Source organism: Kineosporia mesophila, from assembly GCF_021129235.1.
Lineage (GTDB): Bacteria > Actinomycetota > Actinomycetes > Actinomycetales > Kineosporiaceae > Kineosporia > Kineosporia mesophila.
The window spans coordinates 103,692-120,608 of sequence record NZ_JAJOMA010000001.1; the positions used below are offsets into that span (position 1 = coordinate 103,692).

Sequence of the window (16,917 nt, forward strand, 5' to 3'; positions counted from 1 at the left end):
ACCATCAGACGTGAGGAAGAGCGGAAGCATCATGGGTGCGCATGAGGCGGGCGAGCTGCACAGCCCGGGGTACGGCGGCGTGGCGACGGTTCCGGCCTGGCTGAGGCCGCCGGACGACGTCAACGACCTGCAGGCGGGGCTGTGGTCCCAGACCGTCCACCGGGCGGACGACGGTGCGCTGAAGATCGGCGGCGTGAGCGTCGCCGATCTGGCGGCCGAGTTCGGCACGCCCGCCTTCGTGCTCGACGAGGTCGACTTCCGCGCTCGCGCAACGGGTTTCCGTGATGCCTTCGACTCGGCCTTCGCCGAGGTCGGCGGCGCGGACGTCTACTACGCGGGCAAGGCCTTCCTCTGCACGGCGGTCGCCCGCTGGATCGCCGAAGACGGTCTCTTCCTCGACACCTGCTCCGGCGGCGAACTCGCCGTCGCGCTCCGGGCCGGTGTGCCCGGCGAGCGGATCGCCCTGCACGGCAACAACAAGCTCGAGAGCGAGATCGACCGGGCGGTCGCGGCCGGCGTCGGCCGCATCGTCATCGACTCGATGATCGAGATCGACCGCGTCGCCGAGGCCGCGGCCCGGCACGGCGTGGTGCAGCCGGTGTTCGTCCGGGTCACGGTCGGTGTCGAGGCCCATACCCACGAATACGTCTCGACCGCGCACGAAGACCAGAAGTTCGGTCTCTCCCTCGCGGGTGGTGTCGCGGCCGAGGCGATCGCGAAGGTCATGAACACCCCGTCGCTGCGTCTGCTCGGCCTGCACAGCCACATCGGGTCGCAGATCTTCGACACCCAGGGCTTCGAGGTGGCCGCGCGCCGCCTGCTCGGCCTGCACGCCGCGGTGGAGAAGAACCACGGCGTGGTGTTGCCCGAGATCGACCTGGGCGGCGGCTTCGGCATCGCCTACACCAGCCAGCACGACCCGCTCGAGCCGAAGGCCCTGGCCGACCAGCTCGCCGAGCTCGTCATCCGCGAGTGCCGGGGCCTGGGCATCTCGGTGCCGCGGGTCTCGATCGAGCCGGGCCGGGCGATCGCCGGGCCCAGCACGTTCACGCTCTACCGGGTCGGCACGCTGAAAGACGTCACCATCGACCACGGCGGCGTGCGCCGTTACGTGTCGGTGGACGGCGGCATGAGCGACAACATCCGCACCGCGCTCTACGACGCCGACTACTCGTGCACCCTGGCCTCCCGCTCCTCCGACGCCCCGGCCGCGCTCTGCCGCGTGGTGGGCAAGCACTGCGAGAGCGGCGACATCGTGGTGCGCGACGAGTTCCTGCCCGGCGACGTGGCCCCCGGCGACCTGCTCGCCGTCCCCGGCACCGGCGCCTACTGCCGCAGCATGGCCAGCCAGTACAACCACGTGCCCCGCCCGCCGGTGATCGCCGTGCGTGACGGCCAGGCCCGTGTGATCGTCCGTCGGGAAACTGAGGACGACCTGCTTGCCCTGGATGTCGGCTGACAGTTGGTCAGCAGGGGAAGTAGGCGGACGGCGCCGAGCATGCATCGAGCTCGGTGCCGTCTTCCTTTTGCCCTGATACTGAGTCGATGAGCCGAACCCCCGCCGGGGTACCCCGGGCGATGCGCAGGCTGGGTACCGACCTGGCCACGTGGCGGCGGATCCGGCGGCTGACGGTCGAGGAGCTGTCGCAGCGCTCGGGGGTCGGGGTCGCGACGATCACCCGTCTGGAAGGCGGGCAGGGCGCACCGCTGGAGCACGTGATGCGGGTGGCGGCCGCGCTGGGCGTCGGGGAGGTACTGGCCACGGCTCTGACACCGCGCAATGTGCTGGCGCGCAGCACCCCGGTGACGTCCCGGAACCCTCCGGCGCCCAAGAGTCCCCCTAAAGCCTGACCACGTACCCGCAGAAAGCCTGGTGGACGGGGCTGTCAGCCCCCTTTTCTGTGGCGTAGTTCAAGTATGGGCCCTGTGCGGGAGGGCCTGGCCTTCCTAAGCTGAGGCCCATGGACGATCTGTCGCTCGCCGCGCTGTTCGATCCGGCCGAGCGCGCCTCCTGGCTCAAGCTGGTGGCCTCGGCCCTGGTCAAGGCCGGCCGGATGACGCCCGATCAAGACCCGGCCGAGGCAGAACGTCTGCTCACCAGCTTCACCTACGACGGCATCGGGGTGCGCCCGCTCTACACGCAGGACGACGCGATCGGCGACGACGTGGTCGGGGTGCCGGGCCGGGCGCCCTTCACCCGGGGCCCGCGGATCACCTCGGCAGACGGCTGGGACGTGCGTCAACGTCACCTCGACCCCGACCCGGCGGTCACCCACGAGGCGGTGATGGCCGATCTGGAGAACGGCGTCACCTCGCTCTGGCTGGCGGGAATGCCGCCGGGCAGCCTGAAGCAGGTGCTCGACGGGGTGCTGCTCGACCTGGCGCCGGTGGTGCTCGACGCCGGTACCGCCACCCGCGAGACGGCGGACGAGTTCCTGGCGCTTCTCGGTGACGTCCAGCCGCCCGGTGGCAATCTCGGTGCCGACCCGATCGGCCTGCGGGCCCGGCTCGGCCCCTCCTACGAGCCGGACCTGACCGAACTCGCCGCTCTGGCCCGGCGCTCGCCGGTGCCGGTCGCCACCGTGGACGCCACGATCTATCACGACGCGGGGGCGAGCGACGCCCAGGAGCTGGGCGCCTCCCTGGCCACCGGGGTGGCTTACCTGCGGGCCCTGACCGATGCCGGGCTGGACCTCGCGCAGGCCTTCGACCAGCTCGAGTTCCGTTACGCGGCGAACGCCGACCAGTTCCTGGTCATCGCCAAACTACGGGCCGCACGCCGACTCTGGTCGCGGATGGCCGAGGTCTGCGGAGCCGGGCAGGCCACCGGCCAGCGGCAGCACGCCGTCACCTCGTCGGCCATGATGACCCGCCGCGACCCCTGGGTGAACCTGCTGCGCACCACCCTGGCCGCGTTCGGCGCCGGGGTCGGCGGGGCCGGGGCGGTCACCGTGCAGCCGTTCGACGCCGCGATCGGGCTGCCCGACGCGTTCTCCCGGCGCATCGCCCGCAACACCTCCTCGCTGCTGGTGATGGAGTCGCACCTGGCCCGGGTCACCGACCCGGCCGGGGGCTCCTGGTACGTCGAGCAGCTCACCGACGAGCTGGCTCAGGCGGCGTGGAGCGAGTTCACGGCCCTCGAACGGGAGGGCGGGATGCTCGCCGCGCTCAGGAAGGGCCGGTTCGCGGCGGAAATCGGCGAGGTCTGGCAGCGGCGGGCGCGGAATCTGGCGCTGCGGAAGGACCCGCTGACCGGGGTGAGCGAGTTCCCCCACCTCGGTGAGCCCGAGGTCGTCCGCAAACCCCTGCCGAAACAGCCGGGCGGCGGGCTGCCCGGGCACCGTTACGCCGAGGAGTACGAGGCGCTGCGCGACGCAGCGGGCGACGCCCGGATCTTCATCGCCACCATCGGCCCGGTCGCCGTGCATACCGCTCGGGCCTCGTTCGCCGCCAACCTCTTCCAGGCCGGCGGCCTCCAGACCCCGACGGGGGAGGGGGCCCGGGGATTCCGGGAGAGCGGCGCGACCGTCGCCTGCCTGGCCTCCAGCGACAAGTTCTACGCCGAGCACGCCGAACCGGTCGCGAGGGAACTGAAAGAAGCCGGGGCGCAATACGTCCTGCTCGCCGGGAAACCGGCGGACCACGCGGGTGTCGACGCGTACGTGTTCGCCGGGGTGGATGCTCTGGCCGTGCTGCGCGATGTGCACCGGCGAATCGGGATCGGGAGCTGAGCCGACATGATCGTCCCTAATTTCGCGGACGTCCCCCTGGGAGAACCGCAACCCGACCACCGCCACGGACCCGACGGCCCTCCCTGGCGCACGCCTGAGGGTATCGACGTGAAAAGCTTCTACACGCAGGAAGATCTGAAGAACCTGGACTTCCTGGAGACGTACCCCGGGATCGCCCCCTACCTGCGGGGCCCCTACCCGGCGATGTACGTGACCCAGCCCTGGACGGTGCGGCAGTACGCCGGATTCTCCACCGCGACCGAGTCGAACGCGTTCTACCGGCGCAATCTCGCGGCGGGTCAGAAGGGCCTGAGCGTGGCCTTCGACCTGCCCACCCACCGTGGCTACGACTCCGACAACCCGCGCGTGCCGGGCGATGTCGGGATGGCGGGGGTGGCGATCGACTCGATCCTGGACATGCGGCAGCTGTTCGACGGCATTCCGCTGGACAAGATGAGCGTGTCGATGACGATGAACGGCGCGGTGCTGCCGGTACTGGCGCTCTACGTGGTCGCGGCCGAGGAACAAGGAGTGGCGCCGGCGCAGCTGACCGGCACCATCCAGAACGACATCCTCAAAGAGTTCATGGTGCGCAACACCTACATCTACCCGCCGGCCCCGTCAATGAAGATCATCAGCGACATCTTCAGCTACACCTCGGCGAACATGCCCAAGTTCAACTCCATCTCGATCTCCGGCTACCACATCCAGGAGGCCGGGGCCACGGCCGATCTGGAGCTGGCCTACACACTGGCCGACGGGGTGGAGTACCTACGGGCCGGCACCGCGGCGGGCCTGGACATCGACGCATTCGCGCCCCGCCTGTCGTTCTTCTGGGCTATCGGCATGAACTTCTTCATGGAGGTGGCCAAGCTTCGCGCCGCCCGGCTGCTGTGGGCCCGGCTGGTGCGGGAGTTCCATCCGAAGAGCGCGAAATCGCTGAGCCTGCGCACGCATTCCCAGACCAGTGGCTGGTCGCTGACCGCCCAGGACGTGTACAACAACGTCGTCCGTACGTGTATCGAGGCAATGGCGGCCACCCAGGGGCACACCCAGTCGCTGCACACCAACGCCCTGGACGAGGCCCTGGCGCTGCCCACCGAGTTCTCCGCCCGGATCGCCCGCAACACCCAGCTGCTGTTGCAGCAGGAATCGGGCACCACGCGGGTGGCCGACCCCTGGGGCGGCAGCGCCTACGTCGAGAAACTCACCCACGACCTGGCCCGCAAGGCCTGGCAGCACATCGAGGAGGTCGAGAAGGCCGGGGGCATGGCCCGGGCGATCGACGAGGGCATTCCCAAGCTGCGGATCGAGGAGGCCGCGGCGCGCACCCAGGCCCGCATCGACTCCGGGCGTCAGCCGGTGATCGGGGTGAACACCTTCCGGCCCCCGGCCGACGAGCTGATCGACGTCCGGGCGGTGGACAACGCCCAGGTGAGGGCCGAACAGTTCGAGAAGCTGCGCCGGCTGCGGGAGGAGCGCGACCCCGAGGTGACCACGGCGGCTCTGGACGCCCTCACGAACGCGGCCTCACAGGCGTCCACAAGCAATCTTCTCGATCTAGCCATCAAAGCAGCCCGGGCGAAGGCCACGGTCGGCGAGATCTCCGACGCGCTGGAGAAGGTCTACGGGCGCCATACCGGCCAGATCCGTACGATCTCGGGGGTGTACCGGGACGAGGCGGCAGGGGCCGGCAATGTGGACGCGGTGCGCGCGGCGACCGCGGAGTTCGAGCTGGCCGAAGGCCGCCGCCCCCGGATCCTGGTGGCGAAAATGGGCCAGGACGGCCATGACCGGGGCCAGAAGGTGATCGCCTCGGCGTTCGCCGACCTGGGCTTCGACGTGGACGTCGGCCCGCTGTTCCAGACCCCGGAAGAAGTGGCGCGCCAGGCCGTCGAGGCCGACGTGCACATTGTCGGCGTCTCCTCGCTGGCGGCGGGGCATCTCACCCTGGTGCCGGCGCTGCGCGAGCAGCTGGAGGCGATGGGCCGGGCCGACATCCTCATCGTCTGCGGCGGGGTGATCCCGCCGGGTGACTACGAACGGCTGTACGCCGACGGCGCCACGGCCATCTTCGGGCCGGGCACCGTGATCGCCGACGCGGCCCTTGACCTGCTCAAGACCCTGGCCGAGAACTAAAGTGCTCGGCATGGCTGACGTATGCACCCATCTCGACACGATCCACGAGGTCACCCCCAGTGCCACCGGCTGCGAGGACTGCCTGAAGTCCGGCGGCACCTGGGTCCACCTGCGCCTGTGTCGCGAGTGCGGCCATATGGGCTGCTGCGACTCCTCGCCCTCGAAGCACGCGACTGCGCACTTCCACTCCACCGGGCACCCGATCGTCCAGTCCGCCGAGCCCGGTGAGGACTGGCTCTGGTGCTTCCGCGACGAAGTGGCCTTCGAGCTGGGATGAGGCCACCATTCGATCCCCAGGAGGCGGCCCGGCACGTCCGCGCCGGGTCGCGTGCCTGGATCGCCCGGGCGATCACCCTGGTCGAGTCCACCCGGCCCGACCACCGGCGGTCGGCCCAGCACCTGCTGTCCTTGCTGGCCCAGGATGTCCCCCGCACCATCCGGGTGGGCGTCACAGGGGTGCCGGGGGCGGGTAAGTCGACGCTGATCGACGCCCTCGGGGGCCGGCTCCTCGACGCCGGGCACGCGGTCGCGGTGCTCGCGGTCGACCCGTCGTCGTCGCGTCACGGCGGCAGCATTCTCGGTGACAAGACCCGGATGCCCCGGCTGGCAACCGATCCGAAGGCGTTCGTGCGTCCCTCACCGAGCGCGGGCACCCTGGGTGGGGTCGCCCGGGCGACCCGGGAAGCGATGGTCGTGCTGGAGGCGGCCGGGTACGACGTGGTCATCGTCGAGACGGTCGGCGTGGGGCAGTCCGAGACCACCGTCGCCCAGATGGTCGACACTTTTCTGCTGCTCACCCTGGCCCGTTCCGGAGATCAGTTGCAGGGCATCAAGAAAGGTGTGCTGGAGCTCGCCGACGTGATCGCGGTGAACAAGGCCGACGGTCCGCACCAGGCGGAGGCGTGGCGGGCCGCCCGGGAACTCAGCGGGGCGCTGCGTCTTCTCGGAACCGGCGACGAGACACCGGTTCTCACTTGCTCGGCCCTGGAGGGCACCGGGCTGGACGAGGTGTGGGCCCAGGTGCTCAGACACCGGTCGGAACTGGGTGAGGAGCTGGAGGCCCGGCGCCGGCGGCAGCTCATCGGCTGGACCTGGTCGATGGTGCGCGACACCCTGATCGACCAGTTGCGCGAGTCCTCCGCCGTGCGCGAGCTCACCCCCGTCGTCGAGGGGCAGGTGCTGGCCGGTGAGCTGACCCCCGCGGCCGCCGCCGAGCAGATCCTGCGGGCTCTCAAAGACCAGAATTGAGGACGAGGCTGAGCTCCCGCTGTCCGGGTCAGCCTTCCAGCGCCTCGGGTATCAGGAAGTTCGCCTCGCAGGCCGGGCCGGTCGCCCGCCCGAAGACGTAGGTCAGGACTTCGGCCACCTCGGTCTGCCCGTCGGTGGTGGCCATCCGTCACCCGGTCGGCCTCCTCCAGTCGTTCTCTCATCTTCGTCACAGCCGGTACCTGTGAGAATGCGGGCATGAGCACCGAGTACGGCTGGCGGTTCGACGCCGCGGCGGCCCCGCGCCGACTCCTGCCCTCGGTGCGGGCGCGCTCCACGGTCTCGGCCGTGCTGGTGGTCGGGCTGGGCCTGACGCTGGCGGGCGGGCTGATCTTCTACGTGTTGCAGCGCAGTCTGATCGGCGGGCTGAACCGGGCGGCGGACGCACGGGTCAGCGAGGTCGCCGGGCAGCTGGAACTGATCGGTGAGGGAGATCTGGACACCCAGCTAAAGAAGGAGCAGAACCAGCGCGACGGCCAGTGGGTGCAGGTGCTCCGGGGCGATGCGGTGGTGTCGGCCTCCACCTGGGACTCCGACCAGGGGCCGATCACCGGTCTGCGGCCGAAGGTCGGGCAGACGATCCGGGAGGAGGCCGGGCTGCTCAAGATCCTCGACACCACCCGGCCGTTCCTCGTGGTCACCCGGGGGGTGGACTACGACGGCAACCGGGACACGATCATCGTGGCCACGTTCTACTCCGGGCAGCGCGAGACCGTGCTCAAGATGCTGCTGGTGCTGGGTGTCTCGTTCCCGTTGCTGCTGGCCGGCCTCGGGGTGCTGGTCTGGGTGATGCTCGGCCGGGCGCTGCGCCCGGTGGAGGAGATCCGCGCGCGGGTGTCCCGGGTCGACGAGCGCGACCTGGACGACCGGGTCCCCGTGCCGCCGACCCGCGACGAGATCGCCCGGCTGGCGGTCACGATGAACGAGATGCTCGACCGGCTCCAGGCGGCGCAGAAGGCCCAGCGGCAGTTCGTCTCGGACGCCAGCCACGAGTTGCGCAGCCCCCTGGCGACCCTCTCGGCCACGCTCGAGGTGGTCGATTCCGACGTCAGCGGCCGGGCCTGGGCCGAGCTGCGCCCGGTGCTGCAGAACGAGACCGAGCGGATGGGTGTGCTGGTGGCGAACCTGCTGCTGCTGGCCCGCGCCGACGACCAGGGCCTGAAGATCATGTCGGTCGAGGTGGACCTGGACGACCTGGTGATGGAGGAGGCCCGGCGCCTGCGTTCCTCCTCCGCCCTGGAGGTGCCCCTCTCGGTGGTGCCGGTGCGCATCCTCGGCGACCCCTACAAGCTCGGCCAGGTGCTGCGGAACCTCGTCGACAACGCCACCCGGTACGCGCAGTCCACGGTCGCGCTGACCGTCACGACGGCCGGCCCGACGGCGCTGATCATGGTGGACGACGACGGCCCGGGTATCGCTCCGGGCGACCGGGACCGGGTGTTCGAGCGTTTCGTGCGGCTGGACGAGAGCCGCGACCGGGCCAGCGGGGGAGCAGGTCTGGGGCTGCCGATCGTGCGGGAGGTGGTGCGGGGCCACCAGGGTGACGTCGCGGTCGGGGTCTCGCCCTACGGCGGGGCCCGGTTCCAGGTGCAGCTGCCGATCTCCATCGACCAGGCGGCGGGGCTGCTGCCGGGCGAGACCGGCGAGATCCCCGTACTGGGCTCCTGATCAGCCGCCGGTGATCGAAAGCCGGTAGCCCATGCCGCGGACCGTCTCGATGGCGCGGCGCTCGAACGGAGCGTCGATCTTCCGGCGCAGATACCGCACGTAGACCTCGACCACGTTCGGGTCACCCTCGAAGGCCGGGTCCCAGACTCCCTCCAGGATCTCGCTCTTCGTGACGACGTCGCCCTTGTGCCGCATCAGGAACTCGAGCAGGCCGTACTCGCGCGGCGTCAGGCTGACCTCCTGGCCCGCGCGCTCGACACGCCGTCGGACCGGGTCGAGCGTCAGGTCGCCACAGGCCAGCACCACCGGGCGTTCCGGGGCGCCGCGCCGGATCAGCGCGCGCAGGCGGGCCACGAGCACGATGAAACTGAAGGGCTTGGTCAGGTAGTCGTCGGCCCCGAGGTCGAATGCGTCGGTCTGGTCGTAATCGCCGTCTTTCGCGGTGAGCATCAGCACCGGCGTCCAGATCTCGCGGCGCCGCAGCTCGGTGAGCACCTGATAACCGTTGCCCCGCGGCAGCATGATGTCCAGAACGATGGCGTCAAAGCGCTTTTCGGTCGCGGCCCAGAGGGCGTCCTGCCCGTTGTGGGCCATCTCGACCACGAAACCCTCATCGGTGAGCCCACGCCGGATCGTCTCAGCCAGTGGACGTTCGTCGTCGACGATCAGTACCCGCACGGTTCTCCTTCGTCAGACCTGCAAAGATACTTGCCAGGACGGTGGCCGAGCGGGTGAACTCAGCAGGTTCTCAGGTCGCAGATGGGCCGCCATTCTCACATGTCGAGACAAATCACGAGTCAGGGAGTCACGGTGGAGCCGCTGAAGGTTGCGCTGCTGGGTAGCGGGTCGGTGGGGACGCAGGTCGCCCGCCTCCTGACGGCGCATGCGGAGGAGCTGGCCCTGCGGGTCGGCGCGCCTCTCGAACTGATCGGGATCGCCGTGCGCCGGCTGGAGGTGGACCGCGGGGCGGGCATCGACCCGTCCCTGTTCACGACCGATGCGCCCGAACTCCTCAAGCGCGCCGATCTGGTGATCGAGCTGATCGGCGGCATCGAGCCCGCCCGCACGCTGATCCTCGACGCCCTGGCCTCCGGCGCGTCGGTGGTCACGGGCAACAAGGCGCTTCTGGCCGAGCACGGCCCGGAGCTGTACGAGGCCGCCGACCGCGGTGGCGTGGAGCTGTACTACGAGGCCGCGGTGGCCGGGGCGATCCCGCTGCTGCGCCCGATTCGCGAGTCGCTGGCCGGTGACCGGGTGCAGCGGGTGCTCGGCATCGTCAACGGCACCACGAACTACGTGCTGGACAAGATGGACACCGCCGGGCTGGGCTTCGCCGAGGCGGTGGCCCAGGCCCAGGCGCTGGGCTACGCCGAGGCCGACCCGACCGCCGACGTCGAGGGTTACGACGCCGCCGCCAAGGCCGCGATCCTCGCCTCGCTGGCGTTCCACACCCGGGTCAGCGCCGACGACGTGCACCGCGAGGGCATCACCTCGGTCACCGCCGCCGACGTGGCGTCGGCCAAGGCGATCGGCGCCGTGGTGAAGATGCTCGCGATCTGCGAGCGCGTGGTCGCGGCCGACGGCAGCGAGGGCGTCTCGGTGCGCGTGCACCCGGCGATGGTGCCGCTCTCGCACCCGCTGGCCAGCGTGCGGGAAGCGTTCAACGCCGTGTTCGTCGAGGCCGAGGCGGCCGGTGAGCTGATGTTCTACGGCCGCGGCGCCGGTGGCCTGCCGACCGCGAGCGCCGTGCTCGGAGACCTGGTCTCCGCCGCCCGGAACCGGGTCGGCGGCAGTCGCGGCCCGGGTGAGTCGACCTATGCCCAGCTGCCGTTGCGGCCGATGGGTGAGGTGATCACCCGCTACCACATCAGCCTCGAGGTGGCCGATCGCCCGGGCGTACTCGCTACGGTCTCCAAAGTTATTGCCGAACATGGCGTCTCGATCGAGACGGTGCGGCAGCAGCAGTTCCCGGCGGCCGGCACGGACGCCGGTGGCCAGGACCGCGCATCGCTGGTGGTGGTCACCCACTCCGCGACCGACGCGGCATTGGAAGCAACGGTCTCGGCGCTGGCCGGGTTGGACAGCGTGGCCGCCGTGGTCGGCGTCATGCGGGTCGAGGGTGAGAACTGATGGCACATCTGTGGCGTGGCGTCGTTGACGAGTACCGGGACCGGCTTCCGCTCCTGGGGGATGCCCCGGCGGTGACCCTGGGCGAGGGGGGTACGCCGCTGGTGCGGGCCCACAAGCTCTCCGAGCACACCGGCTGCGAGGTCTGGCTGAAGTGTGAGGGCGTCAACCCCACAGGCTCGTTCAAGGACCGCGGGATGACGGCCGCGATGACGGCGGCGGCCGCGGCCGGCGCGAAGGTCGTCGTGTGTGCCTCCACGGGTAACACCTCGGCGAGCGCGGCCGCCTACGCCACCGCGGCCGGGATGAAGTGCGCGGTGCTGGTGCCGGACGGCAAGATCGCGATGGGCAAGCTGGCCCAGGCGATCGCCCACGGCGCCGAGTTGCTGCAGGTCGACGGCAACTTCGACGACTGCCTGACGGTGGCCCGCAAGCTGGCCGACGCGTACCCGGTCGAACTGGTGAACTCGGTGAACCCGGCCCGTATCGAGGGCCAGAAGACCGCCGCGTTCGAGATCGTCGACGTGCTCGGCGACGCCCCGGACATTCACTGCCTGCCCGTCGGCAACGCCGGCAACATCACCGCCTACTGGCGGGGCTACACCGAGTACCAGGCCGACGGCCCGGCGTCGAAGACCCCGAAGATGTGGGGTTTCCAGGCCGCCGGGGCCGCTCCGATCGTGCTCGGCCACCCGGTCGACCACCCGGAGACCGTGGCGACCGCGATCCGGATCGGCAACCCCGCGTCCTGGTCGCAGGCCATCGAGGCCCGGGACGCCTCGGGCGGGCGGATCGACGCTGTCGACGACCCGGCGATCCTGGCCGCGCACCGCTGGCTGTCCTCGAAGGAGGGCGTCTTCGTCGAGCCCGGGTCGGCCGCCTCGGTCGCCGGTCTGCTCCAGGTGCACGCCGCCGGTGAGCTGGAGCCGGGCCAGAGGGTGGTCTGCACGGTCACCGGGCACGGGCTGAAAGACCCGCAGTGGGCCCTGAAGAACGCCGACGGCGACGACGTGCAGCCGACCCGGATCCAGGTCGATGTGGTCAGCATCGCCTCGGCGCTCGGGCTCGGCTGATGTCGCTCGATTCCGTCCCGGTGGCCGGCCCGGGACTGCTGGCCGACCGCCGCGCCACCGTGCGCGTTCCCGCCACCAGCGCCAACCTGGGCCCCGGCTTCGACAGCCTGGGCCTGGCACTGGCGCTCCACGACGTCGTCACCCTCAGCCCGGCCGCGTCCGGGCTGGAGGTGACGGTCGAGGGGGAGGGGGCCGGCGGCGTGCCCCTGACCGAGGACCACCTGGTCGTCCGGGCCGTCCGCGCCGGTTTCGACCACGCCGGCGTGCCGCAGCCGGGTATCCGCCTGCACTGCGTCAACTCGATCCCGCACGGCCGCGGCCTGGGCTCGTCCGCCGCCGCCGTGGTGGCCGGTCTGGTCGCCGCCCGCGGCTGCCTGGCCGAGCCCGAGGTCCTGGACGACGCCACGGTGCTGGCCCTGGCCACGTCGCTCGAGGGGCACCCGGACAACGCCGCGGCCGCACTGCTGGGTGGCTGCACGATCTCCTGGCTCTCGCCGAGCGGCGTTCCGCGCGCCGAACGGGTCGAGGTCCGGGCCGATCTCGACCCGGTGGTCTGCGTGCCGTCCGGCGAGCTGTCCACCAGCACCGCGCGGGCGATGCTGCCCGCGCTCGTCCCGCACCCGGACGCGTCGTTCAACGCCGGGCGGGCCGCACTGCTGGTGCACGCCCTGACCCGGCGCCCCGATCTGTTGCTCGAGGCCACCGAAGACCGTCTGCACCAGGCGCAGCGGGCGCCCGCCATGCCGGAGACCGCCGAGCTCGTCCACCGGGTACGTGAGCTCGGTGCGGCCGCCGTCGTCTCCGGGGCCGGCCCGTCGGTGCTCGTCCTGGGGGCCCGGGGCGAGGCGGCCGCCGCCGTGAATTCGGCGCTGGGCGGTTCGGTCGCGCACCGCTGGACCGTGCTGCGACCGGGAATTGATACGGTCGGATCAATTCTTGCTACAGAAGGTGAATGATCCGTCCGAGTAGTCTGCGGGGCGGCACGGTGCAAGAATGTCCGGGCGCCGAGTGACGGATCCAACATCGTTTTACCGTGAGATCTGTTGCTTGGCCGGATTCGGGTTCTTCGTTCTGGGCCGCACCGGTGTTACAGTACGTGTGCAGCCGCTGGATGCCGTAGTACCAGGCACACGTGCTGTACTCCGCCGCTCATTCCAGGTTTCCGCGCATGCGCGTGGTCGTCGCGGCGTACCACCACCCGGACTCTCCGGGTGTGAAAACCCGCTGGCCGTGACCATGTCGCGGCCGAGGAGGGGGAAGACCTTTCGTGACAGATACCACCGAGATGTCGGCCGCCGTCGACCTCTCGACGCTCCGCCTGCCGCAGCTCCAGGCGGTCGCCTCGCAACTGAACATCAACGGCACGGCGCGCATGCGCAAGGCCGAGCTCCTCGAGGCGATCCGGAGCCACCAGAGTGGTGGCGCCGCAGCTGCCCCACCGGCAACCCGTTCCCGCAGGGCCGCAACCGCGCCCGCCGGGGCCCCGGCCCGCACGCGCCGCACCTCTGCCGCGGCTGCTGAGCCCGTGGCCGAAGTCGCTGCCCCCGCGCAGGAAGCGCTGATCGAGGCGCCGGCTCCGAAGAGCAGCGCGACCGGCACCAGCGGCCGTCGCAGCCGGGCCGCCGCGGCCGCCGCTCCGGTCGAGGCCGCGTCGGCCAAGGCCGTCGAGGCCCCCGCCGAGCCGCCCGCCGCCGAGGCCGAGCCCGCTGAGCGCCCCACCCGTGGCCGAGGCCGGAACAACCGTGCAGATCGCGCCGAGCGTCCCGACCGCACCGAGCGCGCTGAGCGCCCGGACCGGTCCGGGGGCGACCGGTCCGAGTCCCGTTCGGACAACCGCGACGGCAGCCGGGAGAACACCCGCGACGGCAACCGGGACGGCGGCAGCCGCACCGACAGCCGTGACGGTGGCAGCCGGGACAGTCAGGGCCGCAACAACTCCCAGGCCCGCCGCAACCCGGTCCCGGTCAACGTCAGCAACGACGACGACGATGACGAGGACGGCCGCGGCCGTCGCCGGGGTCGCCGCTTCCGTGACCGCAAGCGTGGTCGCGGCCGCGAGGGCGAGCCCGGTCAGGTCGATGATGTCGAGGTCAGCGACGACGACGTGGTCGTGCCCGTCGCCGGCATCCTCGATGTGCTCGACTCGTACGCGTTCCTGCGGACTTCCGGCTACCTGCCGGGCCCGAACGACGTCTACGTCTCGCTCGGCCAGGTGAAGAAGTACAACCTGCGCAAGGGTGACGCCGTCACCGGCGCCGTGCGCCAGCCGCGCGAGGGTGAGCAGGCCAACCAGCGCCAGAAGTTCAACGCGCTGGTCCGGCTGGACACCATCAACGGCAGTGCACCCGAAGAGGCGCGCAACCGGCCCGAGTTCAACAAGCTCACGCCGCTCTACCCGCAGGAGCGCCTGCGGCTGGAGACCGAGCCGAACATCATCTCCACCCGGATCATCGATCTGGTGGCGCCGATCGGTAAGGGCCAGCGAGGCCTGATCGTCTCCCCGCCGAAGGCCGGTAAGACGCTCATCCTGCAGGCGATCGCCAACGCGATCACGCAGAACAACCCCGAGTGCCACCTGATGGTCGTGCTCGTGGACGAGCGGCCCGAAGAGGTCACCGACATGCAGCGCACGGTGAAGGGTGAGGTCATCGCCTCCACCTTCGACCGTCCGGCCGACGACCACACGGCCGTCGCCGAGCTGTCCATCGAGCGGGCCAAGCGCCTGGTCGAGCTGGGTCACGACGTGGTCGTGCTGCTCGACTCGATCACCCGTCTGGGCCGCGCCTACAACCTGGCCGCCCCGGCCAGCGGGCGCATCCTCTCCGGTGGCGTCGACTCCAGCGCGCTCTACCCGCCGAAGCGGTTCTTCGGCGCGGCGCGCAACATCGAGCACGGCGGCTCGCTGACCATCCTGGCGACCGCGCTGGTCGAGACCGGCTCGAAGATGGACGAGGTGATCTTCGAGGAGTTCAAGGGCACCGGCAACATGGAGGTCCGCCTGTCGCGCCAGCTGGCCGACAAGCGCATCTTCCCGGCGGTCGACGTCAACGCCTCCAGCACCCGTCGCGAAGAAATTCTGATGGGCAAGGAAGAGCTGGGCGTCATCTACCGGCTGCGCCGGGTCATGGGCGCCCTCGAGGCTCAGCAGGCCATCGAGCTGCTGCTCGACCGCACCAAGAAGAGCTCGAGCAACGCCGAGTTCCTCATGCAGGTGCAGAAGACCTCGCCCTCCGGCGAATAGTCGTCACCGCGTTCACCCCGGGAATGCTCCCGGGGTGAACGCGGTTATGGCTCCCGTCTGCAGATCTGGCAGACTGACTCAAGCTCCGGTTCACGAGCGACGCGCCCGCGCCGCACGACCCGGCGGCGACAAACGAGGAGAATCATGAAGGCCGACATTCACCCGCAGTACGTGACCACCACGGTCAAGTGCGCCTGCGGCGAGACTTTCGAGACCCGTAGCACCGCGAAGAGCGGCACGATCTCCACCGAGACCTGCAGCGCCTGCCACCCGTTCTACACGGGCAAGCAGCGCATCCTGGACACCGGTGGCCGGGTTGCCCGCTTCCAGGCGCGCTACGGCAAGAAGCCGGCCGACGCGGAGAAGACCGCCGACGCCGAGAAGTAGCCGAGCCGACGCCGGTCGTAGCCCTCATCGAGGGCGACGACCGGCGTCGTCGTTTGTCCCCACCCGAGTGCCTTGCACTCCCTCCTCGTTCGTGACCAGGCAGCCCTCCCCGCTCCGGGGACTGCCTGACCACGGCCGTGTTTTCTCTTGATGACGTAGAAGAAGGCAGAGATGACCCAGCTCACCCCCGACGAGTCCGCCCAGGCTGCTGTCGGGCCGCTGCTCGACGAGTACGAGGAGCTGGAGCGTCAGCTCGCCGACCCGTCGATCCACGCCGACGCCGGAGCCGCCCGCAAGCTCGGCCGCCGTTACGCAGAGCTGGGGGCCGTGCACGCCGGGTACGTGGTCTGGCGCGGTGCGCTCGACGATCTGGAGGCCGCCCGTGAGCTGGCCGCCGAGGACTCCTCGTTCGCCGAGGAGCTGCCCGCCCTGGACGCCACGCTGGTCGAGGCCCGCGAGCGGCTGCACCGTCTGCTGATCCCGCGCGACCCGGACGACTCGCGTGACGTGATCCTGGAGATCAAGGCGGGGGAGGGCGGCGAGGAGTCGGCCCTGTTCGCCGGCGACCTGCTGCGCATGTACCTTCGGTTCGCCGAGCGCAACGGCTGGCGCACCGAGGTTCTCGACTCCACCGAGAGCGACCTGGGCGGGTACAAGGACATCTCGGTCGCGGTCAAGACCCGCGGCAACCCGGCCCCCGGCGAGGGCGTGTTCTCGAAGCTGAAGTACGAGGGCGGCGTGCACCGCGTGCAGCGGGTGCCCGTGACCGAGTCGCAGGGGCGCATCCACACCTCGGCCGCCGGCGTGCTCGCGCTGCCCGAGCCGGACGAGACCGTCGAGATCGAGATCGACCACAACGACCTGCGCATCGACGTTTTCCGTTCCTCCGGCCCCGGTGGCCAGAGCGTCAACACCACCGACTCCGCCGTGCGCATCACCCACCTGCCCACCGGCGTGGTGGTGTCCTGCCAGAACGAGAAGTCGCAGCTGCAGAACAAGGAACAGGCCCTGCGCATCCTGCGGGCCCGGCTGCACGCCCTCCAGGCCGAGGCCGCCCAGGCCGAGGCGTCCCAGGCCCGGCGTTCGCAGGTGCGCACCGTGGACCGTTCCGAGCGGATCCGCACCTACAACTACCCGGAGAACCGGATCGCCGACCACCGAACCGGTTACAAGGCCTACAACCTCGACCAGGTGCTCGACGGTGACCTGGGCCCGGTGATCCAGTCCTGCCTGGATGCCGACGAAAGTGCCCAGCTGGCCGCCCTCCAGACCTACGGCGGCTGAG

General features: G+C 70.6%; 14 protein-coding genes. 13 read left to right on the forward strand and 1 reads right to left on the reverse strand.

Annotated elements, in window-relative coordinates; genetic code table 11:
* Positions 1-31: 31 nt before the first annotated feature.
* From lysA to LR393_RS00485, 7 genes are all read left to right on the forward strand, one after another.
* Positions 32-1,459 carry a diaminopimelate decarboxylase gene (gene lysA / locus LR393_RS00455; protein ID WP_231480823.1) on the forward strand — a complete coding sequence of 476 codons (1,428 nt, stop codon included), beginning with the start codon at positions 32-34 and terminating at the stop codon, positions 1,457-1,459.
* Positions 1,460-1,545: 86 nt separating this feature from the next.
* The gene (locus LR393_RS00460; protein WP_231480824.1) at positions 1,546-1,851 is read left to right on the forward strand and encodes a helix-turn-helix domain-containing protein; all 306 of its coding nucleotides are present in this window, start codon (positions 1,546-1,548) and stop codon (positions 1,849-1,851) included.
* A gap of 110 nt (positions 1,852-1,961) precedes the next feature.
* Entirely contained in the window at positions 1,962-3,731 is a 1,770-nt protein-coding gene (locus LR393_RS00465; protein ID WP_231480825.1) for a methylmalonyl-CoA mutase subunit beta, read from the forward strand.
* A gap of 6 nt (positions 3,732-3,737) precedes the next feature.
* Complete coding sequence (gene scpA, locus LR393_RS00470) at positions 3,738-5,870, forward strand: methylmalonyl-CoA mutase (protein WP_269326444.1); 2,133 nt, start codon at positions 3,738-3,740, stop codon at positions 5,868-5,870.
* A 10-nt stretch (positions 5,871-5,880) separates the two neighbouring features.
* Positions 5,881-6,147 (forward strand): UBP-type zinc finger domain-containing protein, encoded by a 267-nt coding sequence (locus LR393_RS00475; RefSeq protein WP_231480827.1) that lies wholly within the window; start codon positions 5,881-5,883, stop codon positions 6,145-6,147.
* Positions 6,144-7,118, forward strand: coding sequence for a methylmalonyl Co-A mutase-associated GTPase MeaB (gene meaB, locus LR393_RS00480; RefSeq protein ID WP_231480828.1), 975 nt, complete (start codon positions 6,144-6,146; stop codon positions 7,116-7,118). Before LR393_RS00475 ends, meaB begins: the two co-directional genes overlap by 4 nt.
* Positions 7,119-7,334: 216 nt before the next feature.
* Positions 7,335-8,804, forward strand: a complete 1,470-nt coding sequence (locus LR393_RS00485) for a sensor histidine kinase (RefSeq protein ID WP_231480829.1) — start codon at positions 7,335-7,337, stop codon at positions 8,802-8,804.
* Here the strand turns inward: LR393_RS00485 and LR393_RS00490 are convergent, their stop codons facing one another.
* Positions 8,805-9,482 carry a response regulator transcription factor gene (locus LR393_RS00490; RefSeq protein WP_231480830.1) on the reverse strand — a complete coding sequence of 226 codons (678 nt, stop codon included), beginning with the start codon at positions 9,480-9,482 and terminating at the stop codon, positions 8,805-8,807.
* A 99-nt stretch (positions 9,483-9,581) separates the two neighbouring features.
* Here LR393_RS00490 and LR393_RS00495 point away from each other — a divergent pair, with 99 nt between their 5' ends.
* From LR393_RS00495 to prfA, 6 genes are all read left to right on the forward strand, one after another.
* On the forward strand, positions 9,582-10,934 hold the full coding sequence (locus tag LR393_RS00495) for a homoserine dehydrogenase (protein ID WP_269326445.1): 1,353 nt from the start codon (positions 9,582-9,584) through the stop codon (positions 10,932-10,934).
* The gene (gene thrC / locus LR393_RS00500; protein WP_231480832.1) at positions 10,934-12,004 is read left to right on the forward strand and encodes a threonine synthase; all 1,071 of its coding nucleotides are present in this window, start codon (positions 10,934-10,936) and stop codon (positions 12,002-12,004) included. Before LR393_RS00495 ends, thrC begins: the two co-directional genes overlap by 1 nt.
* Positions 12,004-12,960 carry a homoserine kinase gene (thrB, locus tag LR393_RS00505; RefSeq protein WP_231480833.1) on the forward strand — a complete coding sequence of 319 codons (957 nt, stop codon included), beginning with the start codon at positions 12,004-12,006 and terminating at the stop codon, positions 12,958-12,960. Before thrC ends, thrB begins: the two co-directional genes overlap by 1 nt.
* Before the next feature lie 329 nt (positions 12,961-13,289).
* On the forward strand, positions 13,290-15,245 hold the full coding sequence (gene rho / locus LR393_RS00510; protein WP_269326501.1) for a transcription termination factor Rho: 1,956 nt from the start codon (positions 13,290-13,292) through the stop codon (positions 15,243-15,245).
* A 144-nt stretch (positions 15,246-15,389) separates the two neighbouring features.
* Positions 15,390-15,632: a 50S ribosomal protein L31 gene (rpmE, locus tag LR393_RS00515; protein WP_231480835.1), complete on the forward strand. Its 243-nt coding sequence runs from the start codon at positions 15,390-15,392 to the stop codon at positions 15,630-15,632.
* Positions 15,633-15,803: 171 nt separating this feature from the next.
* Positions 15,804-16,916 carry a peptide chain release factor 1 gene (gene prfA / locus LR393_RS00520; RefSeq protein WP_231480836.1) on the forward strand — a complete coding sequence of 371 codons (1,113 nt, stop codon included), beginning with the start codon at positions 15,804-15,806 and terminating at the stop codon, positions 16,914-16,916.
* The last annotated feature ends 1 nt before the right edge of the window (position 16,917 follow it).

Bases quoted from the DNA above. Each gene is read 5' to 3' on its own strand.
- thrB (WP_231480833.1), top strand. From the start codon at position 12,004: ATGTCGCTCGATTCCGTCCCGGTGGCCGGCCCGGGACTGCTGGCCGAC.
- LR393_RS00485 (WP_231480829.1), top strand. From the start codon at position 7,335: ATGAGCACCGAGTACGGCTGGCGGTTCGACGCCGCGGCGGCCCCGCGC.
- rho (WP_269326501.1), top strand. From the start codon at position 13,290: ATGTCGGCCGCCGTCGACCTCTCGACGCTCCGCCTGCCGCAGCTCCAG.
- LR393_RS00475 (WP_231480827.1), top strand. From the start codon at position 5,881: ATGGCTGACGTATGCACCCATCTCGACACGATCCACGAGGTCACCCCC.
- scpA (WP_269326444.1), top strand. From the start codon at position 3,738: ATGATCGTCCCTAATTTCGCGGACGTCCCCCTGGGAGAACCGCAACCC.
- LR393_RS00460 (WP_231480824.1), top strand. From the start codon at position 1,546: ATGAGCCGAACCCCCGCCGGGGTACCCCGGGCGATGCGCAGGCTGGGT.
- rpmE (WP_231480835.1), top strand. From the start codon at position 15,390: ATGAAGGCCGACATTCACCCGCAGTACGTGACCACCACGGTCAAGTGC.
- LR393_RS00495 (WP_269326445.1), top strand. From the start codon at position 9,582: ATGTCGAGACAAATCACGAGTCAGGGAGTCACGGTGGAGCCGCTGAAG.
- meaB (WP_231480828.1), top strand. From the start codon at position 6,144: ATGAGGCCACCATTCGATCCCCAGGAGGCGGCCCGGCACGTCCGCGCC.
- lysA (WP_231480823.1), top strand. From the start codon at position 32: ATGGGTGCGCATGAGGCGGGCGAGCTGCACAGCCCGGGGTACGGCGGC.
- thrC (WP_231480832.1), top strand. From the start codon at position 10,934: ATGGCACATCTGTGGCGTGGCGTCGTTGACGAGTACCGGGACCGGCTT.
- LR393_RS00465 (WP_231480825.1), top strand. From the start codon at position 1,962: ATGGACGATCTGTCGCTCGCCGCGCTGTTCGATCCGGCCGAGCGCGCC.
- prfA (WP_231480836.1), top strand. From the start codon at position 15,804: ATGACCCAGCTCACCCCCGACGAGTCCGCCCAGGCTGCTGTCGGGCCG.